Source organism: Stenotrophomonas sp. 05L414_2, from assembly GCF_056397905.1.
On sequence record NZ_JBFTOJ010000144.1, the window covers coordinates 1 to 16,547 of the forward strand.

Below are 16,547 nucleotides of genomic sequence, written 5' to 3' on the forward strand. Positions count from 1 at the left end.
CTTCTGTCGTCACCATTAGGGAAGAATTCATCTATATCAGCCTGCGAGCTTTCTGACGTAAGGATCTTTGTTTTCGACGAGTTTATATTCATCCCGACAGATCTAAGCTCACCAATGAGAATAGCCGCGGCCCGCCTGGCACCCCGCGTGGTATTACATATTATTCTAATATCATCAACGTACCTGTAGTAGTCGAATCCTCGCCTCACCATACTTTGATCGACAGAGTCGAGAACAACATTTGCAATGAAGGACGACGCGTCCCTATTCTGCGGCAATCCGTGCCGCTCATTGAAGCACCAGCGAACCATCAGCTCGCAGAGGGTGTTGATTGCGTTCCGAATAAGTACTTTTTCGGGACCACTAGCCTTTACACTAGGTAGCAATCGCTCAAAAGCCGAACGAATACTATCTATCGATATGTTTTCAAAGTAATTAATTAGATCAGTTGAAAAGAGCGCCTGGCCATTCCCTAGCGCGGTTTTTGTTACCCCTTCAAACGTCTTCCAGAGTTCAATCCTGCCTTTGAACAGATCTTTATCCGTGCGCCTCCTTCTGTCATACCTGTGACCAAGAACACGGTGCGAAAGCAGCGGGTCATAGTATGGAATTAGGAAGGAGCAAATCGCCTGATATATAAATCGATCATAGAAATCCGTCTCCAAGGCATATCTAACACCCAAGCCTTTCTTTGGGATGTCGCAGACATTGCTTTGCGATGGAACGTAGCGTCCATTGCCGCCCAGCAGAACCTCGGAAAGAACTTCCCTCAGAGAAGATTTATTTGAGAACAGATCTCGGTGCTGGAGCGCGTCTTCGAACCAATCATCTCTCATGTCCCTATGTAGATGCTGCAGAACGCTATCGACGTCTATCGGGAATGCAAGCAGGTCGATTGTCCTGCCTTCATCACTTTGTTCCATACCCCTCCCCTTAAACAGAACTAATCGCTTGCGTAGAGCTGAACTTCTTTACTGGGCTCATCCTAGGAGCTTTTGCTCACCTAGATCAACACTGCAACCATCATGCTTCGGCACGCCGGCCTATTTGGCGAAATATCTCCATGAACTAGCGGCACTTCTCAATCGTTGAGTTTCGCCACCCTCCACGACGGGGCGTGGCGTCGACTAGGACCGACGCCAAAAAGGTCTATAGATGAAACAACCCGAGAAGAAAGGTTCTTCTCCTATCGGACGGGAGAAGAACCCAAAAAAAAGGGCGCCTCTCGGCGCCCTCGTTCTTTCAACTCATTCCCACTCAATGGTCGCCGGCGGCTTCCCCGAGATGTCATAAACAACCCTCGACACCCCCCGCAACTCATTGATGATCCGGTTGCTAACCGTACCCAGGAACTCATACGGCAGATGCGCCCAATGCGCGGTCATGAAGTCGATCGTCTCCACGGCGCGCAGCGCAATCACCCACTCATAAGCCCGCGCATCACCCACCACGCCCACCGACTTCACCGGCAGGAACACGGCAAACGCCTGGCTGGTCTTGTCGTACAGGTCGGCCTTGCGCAGCTCGTCGATGAAGATCGCATCGGCCTTGGCCAGCAGCTCAGCGTACTCACGCTTCACTTCGCCCAGGATACGCACGCCCAGGCCCGGGCCCGGGAACGGATGGCGGTAGACCATGGTGCGCGGCAGGCCCAGCTCAACGCCCAGGCGGCGCACTTCGTCCTTGAACAGCTCGCGCAGCGGCTCCACCAGGCCCAGCTTCATGTGCTCCGGCAGGCCGCCCACGTTGTGGTGGCTCTTGATCACATGCGCCTTGCCGGTCTTGCTGCCGGCCGACTCGATCACGTCCGGGTAGATGGTGCCCTGCGCCAGCCACTTGGCGTTCTTCAGCTTGTTCGACTCTTCGTCGAAGATCTCAACGAACAGGTTGCCGATGATCTTGCGCTTGGCTTCCGGGTCGCTCACGCCTTCCAGCGCGCTGAAGTAGCGGTCGGCGGCATTCACGCGCACCACCTTCACGCCCATGTGCTCGGCGAACATCGCCATCACCTGGTCGCCTTCCTGCCAGCGCAGCAGGCCGGTATCCACGAACACGCAGGTCAGCTTCTCGCCGATGGCCTTGTGCAGCAGCGCGGCCACCACGGACGAATCGACGCCGCCGGACAGGCCCAGGATCACTTCGTCATCGCCCACCTGTTCGCGCACGCGGGCGATCTGGTCGTCGATGATGTTGGCGGCGGTCCACAGGGTCTGGCAGCCGCACACGTCCACCACGAAGCGGCGCAGCAGCGCCTGGCCCTGCAGGGTGTGGGTCACTTCCGGATGGAACTGCACGCCGTACCAACGCTTTTCTTCGTTGGCCATGGCGGCCACCGGAATGCGGTCGGTGGTGGCGGTGATGGTGAAGCCCGGCGGTGCAACGGAGACGTGGTCGCCGTGGCTCATCCAGACATTCAGCTTCGGCTCGCCGCCGTGGTCGCTCAGGCCCTTGAACAGTGCATCCGGGTTGATCACGTTTACTTCGGCGTGGCCGAACTCGCGCTGGTCAGCGGCTTCCGTGGCACCGCCCAGCTGCGCGGCCAGGGTCTGCATGCCGTAGCAGATGCCGAAGATCGGCAGGCCGCTGTCGAACACTTCCTGCGGCGCGGCGGGGGCGCCCGGCAGCGTGGTCGATTCCGGGCCACCGGACAGGATGATGCCCTTGGCGCCAAAGCCGGCAATCTCCGCCGGGTTGTGGTCCCACGCCCAGATTTCGCAGTAGACGCCCAGCTCGCGGATGCGGCGGGCAATCAGCTGCGTGTACTGCGCGCCGAAATCGAGGATGAGGATCTTGTCGTTATGGATGTTGGTCATGGTGCCGTTCCAGTGGTGTTCTTCGCTGCGCCTGAAGCTTCAAGGCTCTGCGTCAACGAGGCGATAAGTGCCTCGCGTTGTTGAATATGTGAGGCATCTGCCTCGTCCCAGCGCAGCATCAGCAGCGCGTGCGGCGCACCGGCCGGATCTTCGACCATGCGTGGCAGCTCGACCGCTTCCTGCACTTCCGAGCCTTCCATCCAGCGCCGTTCGATTGCCACTGCCTGATGGCGCGGCTCGGTGGGCGTGCCCCAGTAGATGCGCTTGGCATTCATGGCCGCCGTATCCAGCGGGCCCAGCACGGGCTCCAGCACCGGGTCGGCAGGCCCATCGAGCGAAAGCGTCCGGCACTGCAGTGTTACCTGCAGCGGGCGCGCGCCGGTGCCGTGCAGCATCCAACGCTCCTCGCCCAGCGGCTGCACGCGCCATCCGGTGGGTAGCGAAAATGCCGTTGAACACGCCTGCACGTCCCGCAATTGCGAAACCGCCGCGCCCGGAGACCCGGAGCGCGGCGGCGGTTCGGACAACGAGCAGCCTGCCATCAGCAGGCTGCTCGTGACCGCAAGGACGGTGCGGAATCGCATCAGGAGCGGTAGTTCGGCGGCTCTTTGGTGATCGTCACGTCGTGGACGTGGCTCTCACGCTGGCCGGCGCCGCTGATCTTCACGAACTTGGGCTTGCTGCGCATGTCCTCGACGGTGGCGCAACCCACGTAGCCCATGGTGGCGCGCAGGCCGCCCATCAGCTGGTGGATGATGCCGCCCACCGGGCCGCGGTAAGGCACGCGGCCTTCAATGCCTTCGGGCACCAGCTTGTCGGCGGTGGCGGCGTCCTGGAAGTAGCGGTCCTTGGACCCCTTCTCCATCGCAGCCAGCGAGCCCATGCCGCGGTAGCTCTTGTACGAACGGCCCTGGAACAGCTCGGTTTCGCCCGGCGATTCCTCGGTACCGGCCAGCAGGCCACCAATCATGATGGTGGAGGCACCGGCGGCCAGTGCCTTGCCGATGTCGCCGGAGTAGCGGATGCCACCGTCGGCGATCAGCGGGATGCGGTCCTGCAGCGCTTCGGCCACCAGGTCGATCGCGGTGATCTGCGGCACGCCCACGCCTGCCACCACGCGGGTGGTGCAGATCGAGCCCGGGCCGATGCCGACCTTCACTGCGTCCGCGCCGCTGTCCAGCAGCGCCAGCGCGGCTTCACCGGTGCAGATGTTGCCGCCGATGACCTGCACGTTCGGGAAGTTCTTCTTGACCCAGCTGACGCGGTCCAGCACGCCCTGCGAATGGCCGTGCGCGGTATCGACCACGATCACGTCCACGCCGGCAGCCACCAGCGCTTCCACGCGGCGATCAGTATCGCCGCCGACGCCGACGGCCGCGCCGACCAGCAGGCGGGTGGCGATGTCCTTGGCAGCGTTCGGGAAGTCGGTGTTCTTCTGGATGTCCTTGACGGTGATCAGGCCACGCAGGGCGAAATCATCGTTGACCACCAGCACCTTTTCGATGCGGTTGCGGTGCAGCAGCTGCAGCACTTCATCAGACGCGGCGCCTTCCTTGACCGTGATCAGGCGATCCTTCTTGGTCATGATGTGGCGGACCGGATCGTCCAGCTCGGTCTCGAAGCGCATGTCGCGATGGGTCACGATGCCGGCCAGCAGGCCGTCGCTGCCCACCACCGGCACGCCGGAGATGTTGTGCGCCTGGGTCAGGGCCAGCACGTCGCGGATGGTGGTTTCCGGGCCGACGGTGATCGGGTCGCGGATGACACCGGCCTCGAACTTCTTGACCTTGGCCACTTCCGCGGCCTGCTGCTCCACGCTCAGGTTCTTGTGGATGATGCCCATGCCACCCAGCTGTGCCATGGCGATGGCCAAGCGTGCTTCGGTGACGGTATCCATGGCGGCGGACAGGATCGGAAGCTTGAGCTTCAGGTCGCGCGTCAACCGCGTTTCGAGGTTGACGTCCTTGGGCAGGATGGTCGAATGAGCGGGGACGAGCGAGACGTCGTCGTAAGTGAGTGCTTCAGCCTGGATGCGCAGCATCGGCATACCCGAGATGTGGGGAAGCGCGACATTTTACCCTGTTTTGGCGACCAAGAACAGTAATTTTGGTAACCGGAAATAGGTAATCCTGCGACACAGTGTCGCGCGGGCGGGGATCTGTTCAGGGCACCTACCGAAGCGGGTAGTGCCGGCCGCTGGCCGGCAACCTCATGAACCTTCGGCGGCATCCTGCACGGTCATCGGGCCTACGCCACCCGGCACCGGGGTGATCCAGCTCGCCCGCTGCGCTGCGGCTTCAAACCCGACATCGCCCACCAACCGGCCGTCATCCAAGCGGTTGATGCCCACGTCGATCACCACCGCGCCCGGCTTCACCCACTCGCCCGGCACGATGTCCGGTCGGCCCACCGCCACCACCAGGATGTCGGCGTTGCGCACGGCCTGTTCCAGCACGTCCTTGGGGGTGAACTTGTGGCAGCTGGTCACGGTGCAGCCGGCAATCAGCAGCTCCAGACCCATCGGCCGGCCGACGTGGTTGCTGACGCCGACGATGGTGGCGTTGCGGCCGCGCACCGGCTGGTCGGTGTGTCCCAGCAGCGTGGTGATGCCACGCGGGGTGCACGGGCGCAGGCCGAACTCACGCAGGGCCAGGTGGCCGACGTTTTCCGGATGGAAGCCGTCCACGTCCTTGCGCGGGTCGATGCGCTGGATCAGCCGGCGCGCGTCGGGAATGCCCGGCAGCGGCAGCTGGATCAAAATGCCGTTGATCTTCGGGTCGGCGTTGAGCTGGTCGATCAGGTCGAGCAGCTCGGCCTCGGTGGTGCCGGCCGGCAGATCGTAGTCATAGGCCTCGATGCCGACCTTCTCGGCCGCGCGGCGCTTGTTGCGCACGTACACGGTCGAGGCCGGGTCGCCCCCCACCAGCACCACGGCCAGGCCAGGGCGGCTGCCACCGGCGGCGACACGGGCGTCGACCCGCACCTTCAGGCTGTCGAGCAGKTCYTCGGCGATRCGGCGGCCATCGAGGATGCGGGCAGGAAGCTGGGGGGCGGAGTCGGTCATCGGGTGCGGGCGTGGGGCGGCGGGGACGCTATTGTCCCCGATTCACGCCCCCTCGCCCACCGGGAATGCGGGCCGCCGCCGCTTCGGTAGTGCCGGCCGCTGGCCGGCAACCTCATGAACGCAGGACGGCCCTCAGGCTGCCACCGGCCATTTCCAGCTCGAAGCGCTCGGCATCGCGCTCGCGGATCTGCTCGGCAATCTCGCGCGCATCGTCTTCGTCCGCGCCCAGCTCCACCAGTGCCGCCTGCCCGAACAGCAGTGCCGACTCGAAGGTTTCGCGGATCTGGAAGTCCACGCCAGCATGGATCAGCCGCAGCGAATGTTCGCGGTCGAACGAGCGCACCAGCAGCTTGGCCTGCGGGAATTGATGAGCAACCAGTTCGACGATGCGGTCGGCATCCTCGGCATTGTTCACACACACCGCAATCGCCCGTGCACTGCCCGCGCCAGAGGCATGCAGCACGTCCAGCCGGGTGCCGTCGCCGTAATAGATCTTGAAACCAAAGCGCTCGGCGTTGTGGATCATCTCCACATCGTTGTCGATGATGGTCACGTCCACGTCGCGGGCCAGCAGCGACTGGCTGGCCACCTGGCCGAAGCGGCCGAAGCCGATCAGCAGCACGCTGCCGGACAGGCCATCGGCGGTATCCACGCCTTCCAGGCTGACGGTCGGCGTCGGCGCCACGCGCTTGTAGACCAGCACCACCAGCGGCGTCAGCGCCATCGACAGCACCACCACGGCGGTGAAGTTGGCATTGATGTCCAGGCTGATCACCCCGGCACTGGCTGCGGCGGAGAACAGCACGAAGGCGAACTCGCCGCCCTGCGCCATCAGCACGCCACGGTCCAGCGCCTGCGCATGGTCACTGCCCATCAGGCGCGCAACCACGTAGATGCACAACGCCTTGGCCGCCATCAGCGCCACCACCAGACCGAGGATCATCGGCCAGTTGCCGGCCACCACGCCCAGGTCCAGCGCCATGCCCACGCTGAGGAAGAACAGGCCCAGCAGGATGCCGCGGAACGGTTCGATGTCTGCTTCGATCTGGTGGCGGAAGGTCGATTCGCTCAGCAGCACGCCGGCCAGGAACGCGCCCATCGCCATCGACAACCCGGACAGCTGCATCAGCAGCGCCGCGCCCAGCACCACCAGCAGTGCGGCGGCGGTCATCACTTCGCGCGCCTTCGATTCGGCCAGCACGCGGAACAGCGGATTGAGCAGGAAGCGGCCCACCAGCACCAGGCCGACGATGGCGCCCACGCCGATCGCCACCGACATCCAGCGCGAACCTTCGCCATCGGCACTGCCCGCAGCCGGAGCCATCCACGCGACCAGCGCCAGCAACGGCACGATCAGCAGGTCTTCGAACAGCAGGATCGAGACGATCTTCTGCCCCGACGGCAGCGCGATGTCACCGCGCTCGGCCAGCAGCTGCATCACCACTGCGGTGGAGGTGAGCACGAAACCGGTGGCGCCGATGAAGGCGATCTGCCACGGCAGCCCGAACAGCTTGGCGATGCTGGTCAGCACCAGCGCGCAGGTGACGATCTGCAGCGTGCCCAGCCCGAAGATTTCCTTGCGCAGGCTCCACAGGTGCGAGGGCCGCATTTCCAGGCCGATGACGAACAGGAACATGACCACGCCGAGTTCGGCGGTATGCAGGATCGCCTGCGGGTCGGAGAACCAGCCCAGCCCGAACGGGCCGATCGCCAGGCCGGCGGCGAAGTAGCCCAGCACCGAGCCCAGGCCGAGCCGACGGAACAGCGGCACCATCACCACCGCTGCGCCCAACAGGGCGACGACCTTGACCAGCTCGCTGGTCGCTGCTTCTACCGCCATGCGGTGGGTTCCCCGGAAATCGAAATCGGCCTCAACGATAGAGCAACACCGATGACGGCAATAGCACGTGTGTTGCGTTTTATTGTCTTGGAGATGGAACGATAGCGGGAGTGGCCCTAGGCATCATCCCGAAACCGTGCGCGCCCCTCGGTGGGCGCCAACCCGATTCGGTAGGCGCCAACCTTGGTTGGCACAAGCGCCGACCAAGGTCGGCATCTACCAGGGCCCCGCCCCCGCCCCGCCCTCACCCGCCCCGACAGAACGCGGCGTAATCGATATACCCCGGGAACGGCACGCCCGGCGCGCACACCGCGCACTGCGGGTCCGGCCCGATGCGGGTCTCGCGGAAGCGCATGCCCAGCGCGTCAAAGCGCAGCAGGCGGCCCACCAACGGTTCGCCGATGCCCAGCAGCAGCTTCAGCACCTCGGTGGCCTGCAGCACACCTGCCAGGCCGGGCAGCACGCCCAGCACGCCGGCCTCGGAACAGTTCGGCGCGAACTCCGACGGCGGCGGCTCCGGGAACAGGCAGCGGTAGCACGGCGCCACGCCGCGCTGGCGGCCGGCATCGAACACGCTCACCTGGCCATCGAAGCGCTCGATGGCGGCGTAGACCATCGGCGTGGCGTGCTTGATGCAGGCGTCGTTGAGCAGGTAGCGCAACGGGAAGTTGTCCGAACCATCCAGCACCACGTCAACGTCCTGCAGCAGGCGGTCCACGTTCTCCGAGGTGACCCGCTCGGGCACGGCCTCGACCTCGATGGACGGGTTCAACGCCAGCAGCCGCTCACGTGCCGAATCAACCTTCAGCTGGCCGACGCTGGCCTCGGTATGCACGATCTGCCGGTGCAGGTTGCTGCGCTCGACACGGTCGTGGTCGGCAAAACGCAGGTGGCCTACCCCGGCGGCCGCCAGGTAGAAGCCAGCCGGCGCGCCCAGGCCACCCGCGCCCAGCACCAGCACCCGAGCCTGCTGCAGGCGGCGCTGCCCAGCCTCGCCCACCTGCGGCAGCAGCAGGTGGCGAGAATAGCGGTCATAGAAATCGCGGTCGGCGGCGCTGGTCAGTGGCTGCACCAACGGCAGCGCCAGCTCGCGCCAGGCCACGGTGCCGCCGGCAACGGAGGTCACGTTCGTGTAGCCCGCATCCAGCAGCGCCTGCGCTGCATCGGAAGAGCGCTTGCCGCTCTGGCAGATCAGCAGGATTTCCTGTTCCGGTAGCGGCAGGTGCGCGGCCGGGTCGGCCAGAAGTTCAGCCTTGGCCACGCCACGCGCGCCCTCGGCCATGCCGCCGGCCCGCTCGTGCGCCTCGCGCACGTCGATCAGCACCGCACCATGGGCCACGCGCGCGCGCGCCCGCTCGGGGGAAAGCTCTGGAATGCTCATGGCGTCCATTGTAGAGCCGGGCCCCATGTTGACGGARCCGACGGCGCGTAGGACCCTCTGGCCGGTGAAACCATCGATCAATCCCGTACAGACCGAGCACCTGGTGCTCCGGCCGTTCTCATGCGCCGACGGCCCCGAGGTCTTCGCCGGCATCACGCCAACGCTGACCCGCTTCATGGCATTCGATCCGCCGGACTCTTTTGCGGCATTCGAAAAGATCGGCCAGGAATGGCTGCGCCTGATCGAGGAAGGCGCGGAATACACGTTCGTGATCCGGCATCTGCAGGACGGACGCTTTGTGGGCATCGCCGCCGTGCACCGCGCTACCGAGGGCGAACCCGAGCTTGGCATCTGGATAAGCGAGCGCGAGCACGGACAGGGCTACGGCCGCGAGGCAGTGCGCGCCGTCGTCCACTGGTGCGCGGAACGGCTCGCTGCGGTCGCCTATCGCTACCCGGTGGCGGTGGACAACGTGGCCAGCCGGCGGATTGCCGAAGCACTGGGCGGCCAGGTGGTCGGCACCGAGCAGAGCGCGAAGTTTGCGTCGGTGATCTATCGGATTCCGGTGCCGGGGCTGCCTGGCTGAGGTTGCCGGCCAGCGGCCGGCACTACCGACAGGATCGCCACAACGAGAAAGGCGGCCCTGCGGCCGCCTCTCGTGAATCACTTGCCCTTGACGTGCTTCATCAAGCGCCGCTTGGCCTTGACCTGCCGTTCGGTCAGCACGTTCTTCTTGCCTTCGTACGGGTTGGCACCCTCGCGGAAGATGAACTGCACCGGCGTACCGATCAGCTTGAAGCGCTTGCGGAAGAAATTCTCCAGGTAGCGCTTGTACGACTCCTGCAGTTCCTTCAGGCGGGTGCCGTGCACGATGAAGGTCGGCGGGTTGGCGCCGGCCGGGTGCACGTAACGCAGCTTGGAGACGTGGCCGCGGATGGTCGGCGGCGGGTTGGTCTCGTAGGCCACTTCCAGCGCCTTGTTCACTTCGCTGGTGGTGAAGGTCTTGTTCGCCGATTCGTGCGCGCGATGCACCGCACGGAACAGCTCACGCAGGCCCGAGCCATGCTTGGCCGAGATGCGCACCGATTCAGCCCACGGCACGAAGCCCAGGCGCAGCGACAGCATCGTTTCCGCCTGCTCACGCTGGTAGTCGGTCAGGCCGTCCCACTTGTTGATCGCGATCACCAGCGCGCGGCCGGCATCCAGCACGGCGCCGAGCACGGTGGCGTCCTGGTCGGTCACGCCTTCGGTGGCGTCGAGCATCAGCACGGCCACCTGGCACTGCTCGATCGACTGCATGGTCTTGACCACCGAGAACTTCTCGACGACTTCGTCCACGCGCGAACGGCGACGCAGGCCGGCGGTGTCGATCAGGCGGTACTCGCGGCCATCGCGCTCCAGGTCCACCGAGATCGAATCGCGGGTGGTTCCCGGAACGTCCGAAGCGATCATACGCTCTTCGCCGAGGATGCGGTTGACCAGGGTCGACTTGCCCACGTTGGGGCGACCGACGAAGGCGATGCGGATGCGGTTCGGATCGTTGTCCAGCTCTTCGCCGCTGCCCTCTTCCGGCAGGCGCTGGATGACCTCGTCAAGCAGGTCGTCCAGGCCCTGGCGATGGGCAGCCGACAAGGTCAGCATCTCGCTGAAGCCGTAGCGGGCGAACTCCGAACGCACGGTGTCTTCGTCGGTGCCGTCGATCTTGTTGATCAGCAGCAGCGTCGGGCGCGACAGCTTGCGCAACCAGGCCAGGATCTCATCGTCCATCGCCGAGGTGCCCTCGCGGGCATCGACGACGAACAGGATCAGGTCAGCTTCGCCAGCGGCAGCGCGGGCCTGGCGCGTGGTAGCACCAGCCAGGCCTTCTTCTTCCTCTGCGATGCCGCCGGTATCGACGACGAGGAAATGGTTGTCCTCGTCAAGCCGGCAGACGCCATAGTTGCGGTCCCGGGTGACGCCGGGCTGGTCATGGACCAGGGCGTCACGTGTACGGGTCAGTGCATTGAATATGGTCGACTTGCCGACATTCGGCCGTCCAACCAGGGCGACCAAAGGCAGCATCGCGATTACTCCGTATTAATTTGCCAACCGGAATGCGGTCAGCTTGCCATCAACGTTCTGCACCAGCAGCACTCCATCGACGACGATTGGCTGGGCCAGAAGCGCATCACCGCCGCTTTTCGCCCGCGCCGCCATCGCGCCATCGGAGGCCTGCAGCCAATGCAGGTATCCCTTGTAGTCACCGACCACCACGTAGTCGCCGTGCAGCGCCGGACCGGTCAGCGAGCGCCGGGCCAGTGCGGTCTGCGACCACATCGCCGCGCCGCTGGCCTTGTCCAGGCCGAACACGCCGCCCTTGTTGTCGGTAACGAAAACATTGCCCGAAGACACCGCCACACCGCCGGCACCGCCGTGGTCACGCGCCCACATCGGGCGACCAGTCGGGCCTTCGATGGCCATGGTCTGGTTCTTGAAGCTGCTCACGAACAGCGTGTTGCCGTCGAGCACCGGGGCGCCATCGACGTCGGCCATGCGGTCCAGCTCGGTACGGCCTTCGCCGGTACCCACGTTCTGGTCCCACAGCGTGCGGCCGTCCTGCATGGCCAGCGCAGCAACGCTGCCCTCGTCCTTGCCGATGAACAGCACGCCCGGACCCGCCACCACCGCCGCGTTGCCACGCACGGTCAGCGCCGGCAGCTCGCTGGGGTTGAACCACTTCTGGGTGCCGTTGCCGGCATCGAACGCGGTGACGCGACCATCATTGCTGCGCACGAAGACCATGCCCTGGGCAATGGCCGGTGCGGCGATGACTTCGTTGGGCACGCGTGCGCGCCACTTCTCGCTGCCATCGTTGATGTCCAGCGCGATCACCTGGCCATCGAGGGTACCGATGACCACCAGGTTCTCGCCGACGCCCGGACCACCGGACAGCCGCAGCTTGGCCTTCTTCTTTTCCTTCTTCGGCTCCCAGGTCCAGACCTTCTTGCCGGTCTGCAGGTCGATGGCGTGCACGCCACCGGTGATCGCCGCGGCGAACACATGGCCATTGGCCACTGCCGGGCCCTGGCGTACGCCGATGCGGCGCTCGCCCTTGCCCAGGTTGACCGACCAGGCCTTGTTGACCTTCAGGGTCGGCTCGAACTTCACCAGTTCCGCCGGCTCCTGTGCCTTCTTCGCTGCTGCGTCCTTGCCGGCGAACCAGCCCTTCATGGTGCTGCAACCGGACAGCGCCATGCCAAGCAGGAGTACGGTGGCGACGCGCGTGATCATGACCTTCTGACTCATCAAACCGACTCCGCAGGGGCGGCGACGGTGCCGCCGGCGTCCATAACCTTGGTTTCCAGCAGTCGCCGCTGCGGCGCTGCCACGTCCAGCGTCTTCAGCGCCTTCTCATACTGTTCGCGGGCCGCGTCACGCTTGCCCTGCGCCATCAGCGCATCGCCATGGATTTCCAGGCTGCTGCTGTCGGTGGCGCTGCCCAGCAGCTTGATCGCTTCATCGCCCTTGCCGGTAGCCACCAGCAAGCGTGCCACGCGCTGGTCGACCACGCGCTGCAGGTCGCCTTCGACCTTCACCGCGCGCAGGGTGGCCAGCGCCTCTTCATTCTTGCCGGCATCGACCTGGGCCTTGGCCAGCTGCAGCGCAGCCAGGTCGCCGTAGATGCTGGACGGGCCAGCCTCCAGCGCCTTGACCGCCTTCGCAGCGTCGTCGAGCTTGTTCTGCTGCAGGCCCACCAGGGCCTTCTGGTACTCGACATTGGCCGAAGCCAGCTTGCCGCCCTGATCCTTCTGGTACCACTGCCAGCCGGCAATGGCACCGATGGCGATGACTACGCCACCGAGGATGCTGGCACCATTCTTCCGCAGCCAGCTGCGGACGCGTTCACTTTGTTCGTGCTCGTCGAGCAGGTCGTCGATCGCCATGCGTACTCTCGCCCCGCCCATCGGGAGGGACCATTGGGATTATCGAAGGTGGTGAAACCGCGCCTCAGTGTGAAACCGGGACAACGGAGCCTTCAGAGGATACCTGAAAGCGTGCCACGTTGGCTCGCTGATAGGGCGTCAGATCGACGATAGCGCCATTCTGCTGAACCTGGACCGCCGAGGCGTTGCCCAGGGTGACCCGGGCCACCTGGCCGGGGGTGAAGCTGCGGGTCTCGCCCGCCTTGATCAACGCCTTCTCTACGCTGCCGCCATCCGGACCGGCGATATCGACCCAGCTGTCGCCACTGAACTGCATGTCCAGGTTGGCAGCAGCGGCCGGCGCAGCGCGTGGCACCGGGGCCAGCGAGGCAACGTAGGGGGTAGCAGTCGGCTTGGTGACAGGTGCGGCCGCCACTTCGGCGGGTGCCGCGGCGGCGGACCCGGGACCGGCCGGGGTAACCGGTACGGCGGCCGGGATCACATCCAGCGAGGCAGTGTTCGGCGAAGGTGCGGTGCCATCGAAGTGACCACGGGTGGCGAACCAGACCGGGACCGCCAGCACGGCGGTAATACCGACATACAGCGCACGGCGGCCGAGATTCTCGGCGATCCGGCGCGCACGCGGGGTATGGGTGTGGCTGACCAGCGTCGGCGGAACCACCGGTCCAACCTGGGCCTGTTCCAGCAGTTCGCTGACGTCGACGCCGAGCAGGCGGGCATAGCTGCGCAGCTGGCCGCGCACGAACACCGGCGCCCCCAGCTTCTCCCACTGCTCCTGCTCGAGCGACCTCACCACTTGAACCGGCATGCGCAGGCGCTGGCCGACGTCTTCAAGGGTCAGTCCGGCGGCCTCACGGGCCTGGCGCAGGCGGGTGCCGCAGCCGGCCACAGTCTCGAGATCGCTCACAGTCTGGTCATCAATCACAATGCATCAACCCTGGAGTTAGGAGCCCGCGTCCTGCGGAAATTCCTGTCGAATCCGCTGAAGATAGCGATCAGATGCTGCCTGATCACCCAGCCGCGCCTCGATTTGAGACGCAAGTTGTAACACGGAACGCGTGGCCGGTGCAGCCGCAATCCTACGTTCGGCGAAGGCCCGAGCTTCCATGAACTGGCCGCGACGGAAGCTCAGCTGGGCCATCGCCTCCAGCGCGACCGGGTTGCCAGGCACCTGGGACAGGGCGGCACGCAGGTTGCGTTCGGCGCGATCAAGCTGCCCGGCATCCAACGCACAGCTGCCGCCGTTGGCCTGCGCCTCGGCCGGCGTGGTGTAGCTGCGCGCCTGCAGCGCACGATCGAACCAGGCCAGCGACTCGGCAGCCTGTCCGTTCTGGCACAGCCAGGCACCATAATTGTTGAGCACGTCCCCCCGCTGCGGCGCCAGTTCGGCGGCCCTGCGGAAACCTTCCCCGGCCTGTCGGGTGCGGCCACGCTGATCATCGATGCCGGCCAGCAGCACCAGTGCATCGGGGTCGGCAGGCGCCAGCTTGATCGCATCGCGCGTCTTGCGCTCGGCCGCATCGAGGTTGCCGCTCTGCATGTCGCGGGCGGCCAAGGCGAGCAGATCCGCGGCGCGGACCTGCCGGCGAACACCTTCGGGGTCGCGGACCGAATAGACCGTCGCCTGGCTGGGGCCCAGCTTGGCCTTGGGTTGCGACTTGCAAGCGGTGACCGAGAGGGCCAGCACGGCTGCAAGCAGCGCCAGCCAGAAGCGGTCAGGCCGCGGCATCGCTCCCCTTCCCCGCCTGCAGCGTCTTGTTGAACTCGGCCTGGCGGCGCGTGCGATCCATCACCTGGCCCTTGAGCTGGCCACAGGCGGCGTCGATATCGTCGCCACGGGTGCGGCGCACCATGGTCAGCACGTTGCTGTCGAGCAGGATCTTCTGGAAGGCGCGGATATGCGCTTCTTCGGAACGCTCGTAGCGGGTACCCGGGAACGGGTTGAACGGGATCAGGTTAACCTTGCCCGAGTCCCTGGCCTGCACCGCGTTGTCGAACTGGTGCATCAGCCGCGCCAACTGGCGGGCGTGCTCGGGCTGGTCGTTGATGCCCTTCATCAGGGTGTATTCGAAGGTGACCGATTCGCGGCGCTTGTTGGCGCGCAGGTAGCGTGCGCACGAAGCCATCAGCTCGGCGATCGGGTACTTCTTGTTGAGCGGCACGAGGGTCTCGCGCAGCTCGTCGTTCGGCGCATGCAGCGACACCGCCAGCGACACGTCGCTTTCGGTGGACAGGCGGTCGATCTGCGGCACCAGGCCGGAGGTCGACAGGGTCACGCGCTTGTTGGCCAGGCCGTAGCCCAGATCGTCGCGCATCACGCTCATGGCACGCACGACGTTGTCGAAATTCATCAACGGCTCGCCCATGCCCATCATCACCACGTTGGTGAGGCGGCGCATCTGGTGCGGCACGTTGCCCAGGTGGCGCGCCGCGATCCACACCTGGCCGATGATCTCGGCGGTGGTCAGGTTGCGGTTGAAGCCCTGGGTGGCGGTGGAGCAGAACGTGCAGTTCAGGCCACAACCGACCTGCGAGGACACGCACAGCGTGCCGCGGGTCTTGTCGGGGATGTACACGGTCTCGATGGCGTTCTTGCCATCCACGCCCATCGCCAGCAGCCACTTGTGGGTGCCGTCGGCGGAGGGCTTGTCGAAGATGATGTTCGGGACGAGGACCTCGGCATGCTCCTGCAGCTTGGCGCGCAGAACCTTGCCGAGGTCGGTCATCTCATCGAACTCGGTGACGTAGCGATGGTGGATCCACTTCATCACCTGATGGGCGCGGAATTTCTTCTCGCCGAGAACCTCGACGAAAAACTTCTCCAGGCCCGCGCGATCGAGGTCGAGCAGGTTCTGCTTGCCAGCCGTGGGTGCCGACTTCGGCAGCGGCTGGATGGCGATTTTCTGTACGACCTCGTTCACGGCATTACTCTCAGCGCGAGACGACTTCGGTGGCGGCGAAGAAGTACGCGATTTCAATCGCGGCATTCTCGACCGAGTCCGAGCCGTGGGCGGCATTGGCATCGATGGATTCGGCGAAGTCGGCGCGGATGGTGCCCGCAGCGGCTTCCTTCGGGTTGGTGGCGCCCAGCAGGTCGCGGTGTGCCAGGACGGCGTTCTCGCCTTCCAGGGCCTGGATCATCACCGGGCCGGAGATCATGAACTCGACCAGTGCGTTGAAGAACGGACGCTCGCGGTGCACGGCGTAGAAGCCTTCGGCTTCACGGCGCGACAGCTGCTTGTACTTGGCGGCCACGACCTTCAGGCCGGCCTTTTCGAAGCGGGCGTAGATTTCGCCGATGACGTTCTTGGCAACGGCGTCCGGCTTGATGATCGAAAGGGTGCGCTCCAGCGCCATGGGATGTCTCCAATGGAATCGGGCCGCTGATGGCCCGAAGGGTAACAAAAAAAAAGCCGCGTCGAAACGCGGGCTTAGCCTGATAAACGTGCACGGATTGTAAAAGATAAAGCGGCAGGGTGGTAGTGCCGGCCGCTGGCCGGCATTGGCCGCCATTCAACCTCGGGGC

General features: G+C 65.0%; 14 protein-coding genes and 1 pseudogene. 1 reads left to right on the top strand and 14 read right to left on the bottom strand.

What is annotated here, in order from left to right; translation table 11 throughout:
- The 7 genes and pseudogenes from AC1DJN_RS17070 to moeB all read right to left on the bottom strand — a co-directional run.
- Nucleotides 1-923 (bottom strand): RNA-directed DNA polymerase (locus AC1DJN_RS17070; RefSeq protein WP_478039555.1); only part of this gene is annotated, 923 nt, incomplete at its 3' end.
- A gap of 324 nt (nucleotides 924-1,247) precedes the next feature.
- Nucleotides 1,248-2,813, bottom strand: coding sequence for a glutamine-hydrolyzing GMP synthase (gene guaA, locus AC1DJN_RS17075; protein WP_046982889.1), 1,566 nt, complete (start codon nucleotides 2,811-2,813; stop codon nucleotides 1,248-1,250).
- Complete coding sequence (locus tag AC1DJN_RS17080) at nucleotides 2,810-3,397, bottom strand: hypothetical protein (RefSeq protein WP_442252396.1); 588 nt, start codon at nucleotides 3,395-3,397, stop codon at nucleotides 2,810-2,812. Before AC1DJN_RS17080 ends, guaA begins: the two co-directional genes overlap by 4 nt.
- Nucleotides 3,397-4,854, bottom strand: a complete 1,458-nt coding sequence (gene guaB, locus AC1DJN_RS17085) for an IMP dehydrogenase (protein WP_032976170.1) — start codon at nucleotides 4,852-4,854, stop codon at nucleotides 3,397-3,399. Before guaB ends, AC1DJN_RS17080 begins: the two co-directional genes overlap by 1 nt.
- A gap of 168 nt (nucleotides 4,855-5,022) precedes the next feature.
- Nucleotides 5,023-5,877: a bifunctional methylenetetrahydrofolate dehydrogenase/methenyltetrahydrofolate cyclohydrolase FolD gene (folD, locus tag AC1DJN_RS17090; protein WP_478039557.1), complete on the bottom strand. Its 855-nt coding sequence runs from the start codon at nucleotides 5,875-5,877 to the stop codon at nucleotides 5,023-5,025.
- A gap of 118 nt (nucleotides 5,878-5,995) precedes the next feature.
- A pseudogene (locus AC1DJN_RS17095) lies at nucleotides 5,996-7,717 on the bottom strand (monovalent cation:proton antiporter-2 (CPA2) family protein); the annotation flags it as partial.
- Nucleotides 7,718-7,961: 244 nt separating this feature from the next.
- Nucleotides 7,962-9,098, bottom strand: a complete 1,137-nt coding sequence (gene moeB, locus AC1DJN_RS17100; RefSeq protein WP_313446562.1) for a molybdopterin-synthase adenylyltransferase MoeB — start codon at nucleotides 9,096-9,098, stop codon at nucleotides 7,962-7,964.
- Between moeB and AC1DJN_RS17105 the strand changes: the two genes are divergently transcribed.
- Nucleotides 9,097-9,684, top strand: a complete 588-nt coding sequence (locus AC1DJN_RS17105) for a GNAT family N-acetyltransferase (protein ID WP_442252299.1) — start codon at nucleotides 9,097-9,099, stop codon at nucleotides 9,682-9,684. The genes moeB and AC1DJN_RS17105 overlap by 2 nt on opposite strands.
- 77 nt (nucleotides 9,685-9,761) lie before the next feature.
- Here the strand turns inward: AC1DJN_RS17105 and der are convergent, their stop codons facing one another.
- From der to ndk, 7 genes are all read right to left on the bottom strand, one after another.
- A complete protein-coding gene (der, locus tag AC1DJN_RS17110) occupies nucleotides 9,762-11,159 on the bottom strand; it encodes a ribosome biogenesis GTPase Der (protein ID WP_478013535.1) in 1,398 nt (465 codons plus the stop codon).
- 15 nt (nucleotides 11,160-11,174) lie between these two features.
- Nucleotides 11,175-12,383: an outer membrane protein assembly factor BamB gene (gene bamB, locus AC1DJN_RS17115; RefSeq protein ID WP_088100629.1), complete on the bottom strand. Its 1,209-nt coding sequence runs from the start codon at nucleotides 12,381-12,383 to the stop codon at nucleotides 11,175-11,177.
- Entirely contained in the window at nucleotides 12,383-13,021 is a 639-nt protein-coding gene (locus AC1DJN_RS17120; RefSeq protein WP_025874997.1) for a YfgM family protein, read from the bottom strand. Before AC1DJN_RS17120 ends, bamB begins: the two co-directional genes overlap by 1 nt.
- 64 nt (nucleotides 13,022-13,085) lie before the next feature.
- Nucleotides 13,086-13,946 carry a helix-turn-helix domain-containing protein gene (locus AC1DJN_RS17125; RefSeq protein WP_431602223.1) on the bottom strand — a complete coding sequence of 287 codons (861 nt, stop codon included), beginning with the start codon at nucleotides 13,944-13,946 and terminating at the stop codon, nucleotides 13,086-13,088.
- A gap of 18 nt (nucleotides 13,947-13,964) precedes the next feature.
- The gene (gene pilW, locus AC1DJN_RS17130) at nucleotides 13,965-14,750 is read right to left on the bottom strand and encodes a type IV pilus biogenesis/stability protein PilW (protein WP_032977559.1); all 786 of its coding nucleotides are present in this window, start codon (nucleotides 14,748-14,750) and stop codon (nucleotides 13,965-13,967) included.
- Entirely contained in the window at nucleotides 14,737-15,942 is a 1,206-nt protein-coding gene (rlmN, locus tag AC1DJN_RS17135; RefSeq protein WP_032977561.1) for a dual-specificity RNA methyltransferase RlmN, read from the bottom strand. The genes pilW and rlmN overlap by 14 nt, the downstream gene beginning before the upstream one ends.
- A 10-nt stretch (nucleotides 15,943-15,952) precedes the next feature.
- Nucleotides 15,953-16,378 (bottom strand): nucleoside-diphosphate kinase, encoded by a 426-nt coding sequence (gene ndk / locus AC1DJN_RS17140; protein WP_008265389.1) that lies wholly within the window; start codon nucleotides 16,376-16,378, stop codon nucleotides 15,953-15,955.
- Nucleotides 16,379-16,547: the final 169 nt, after the last annotated feature.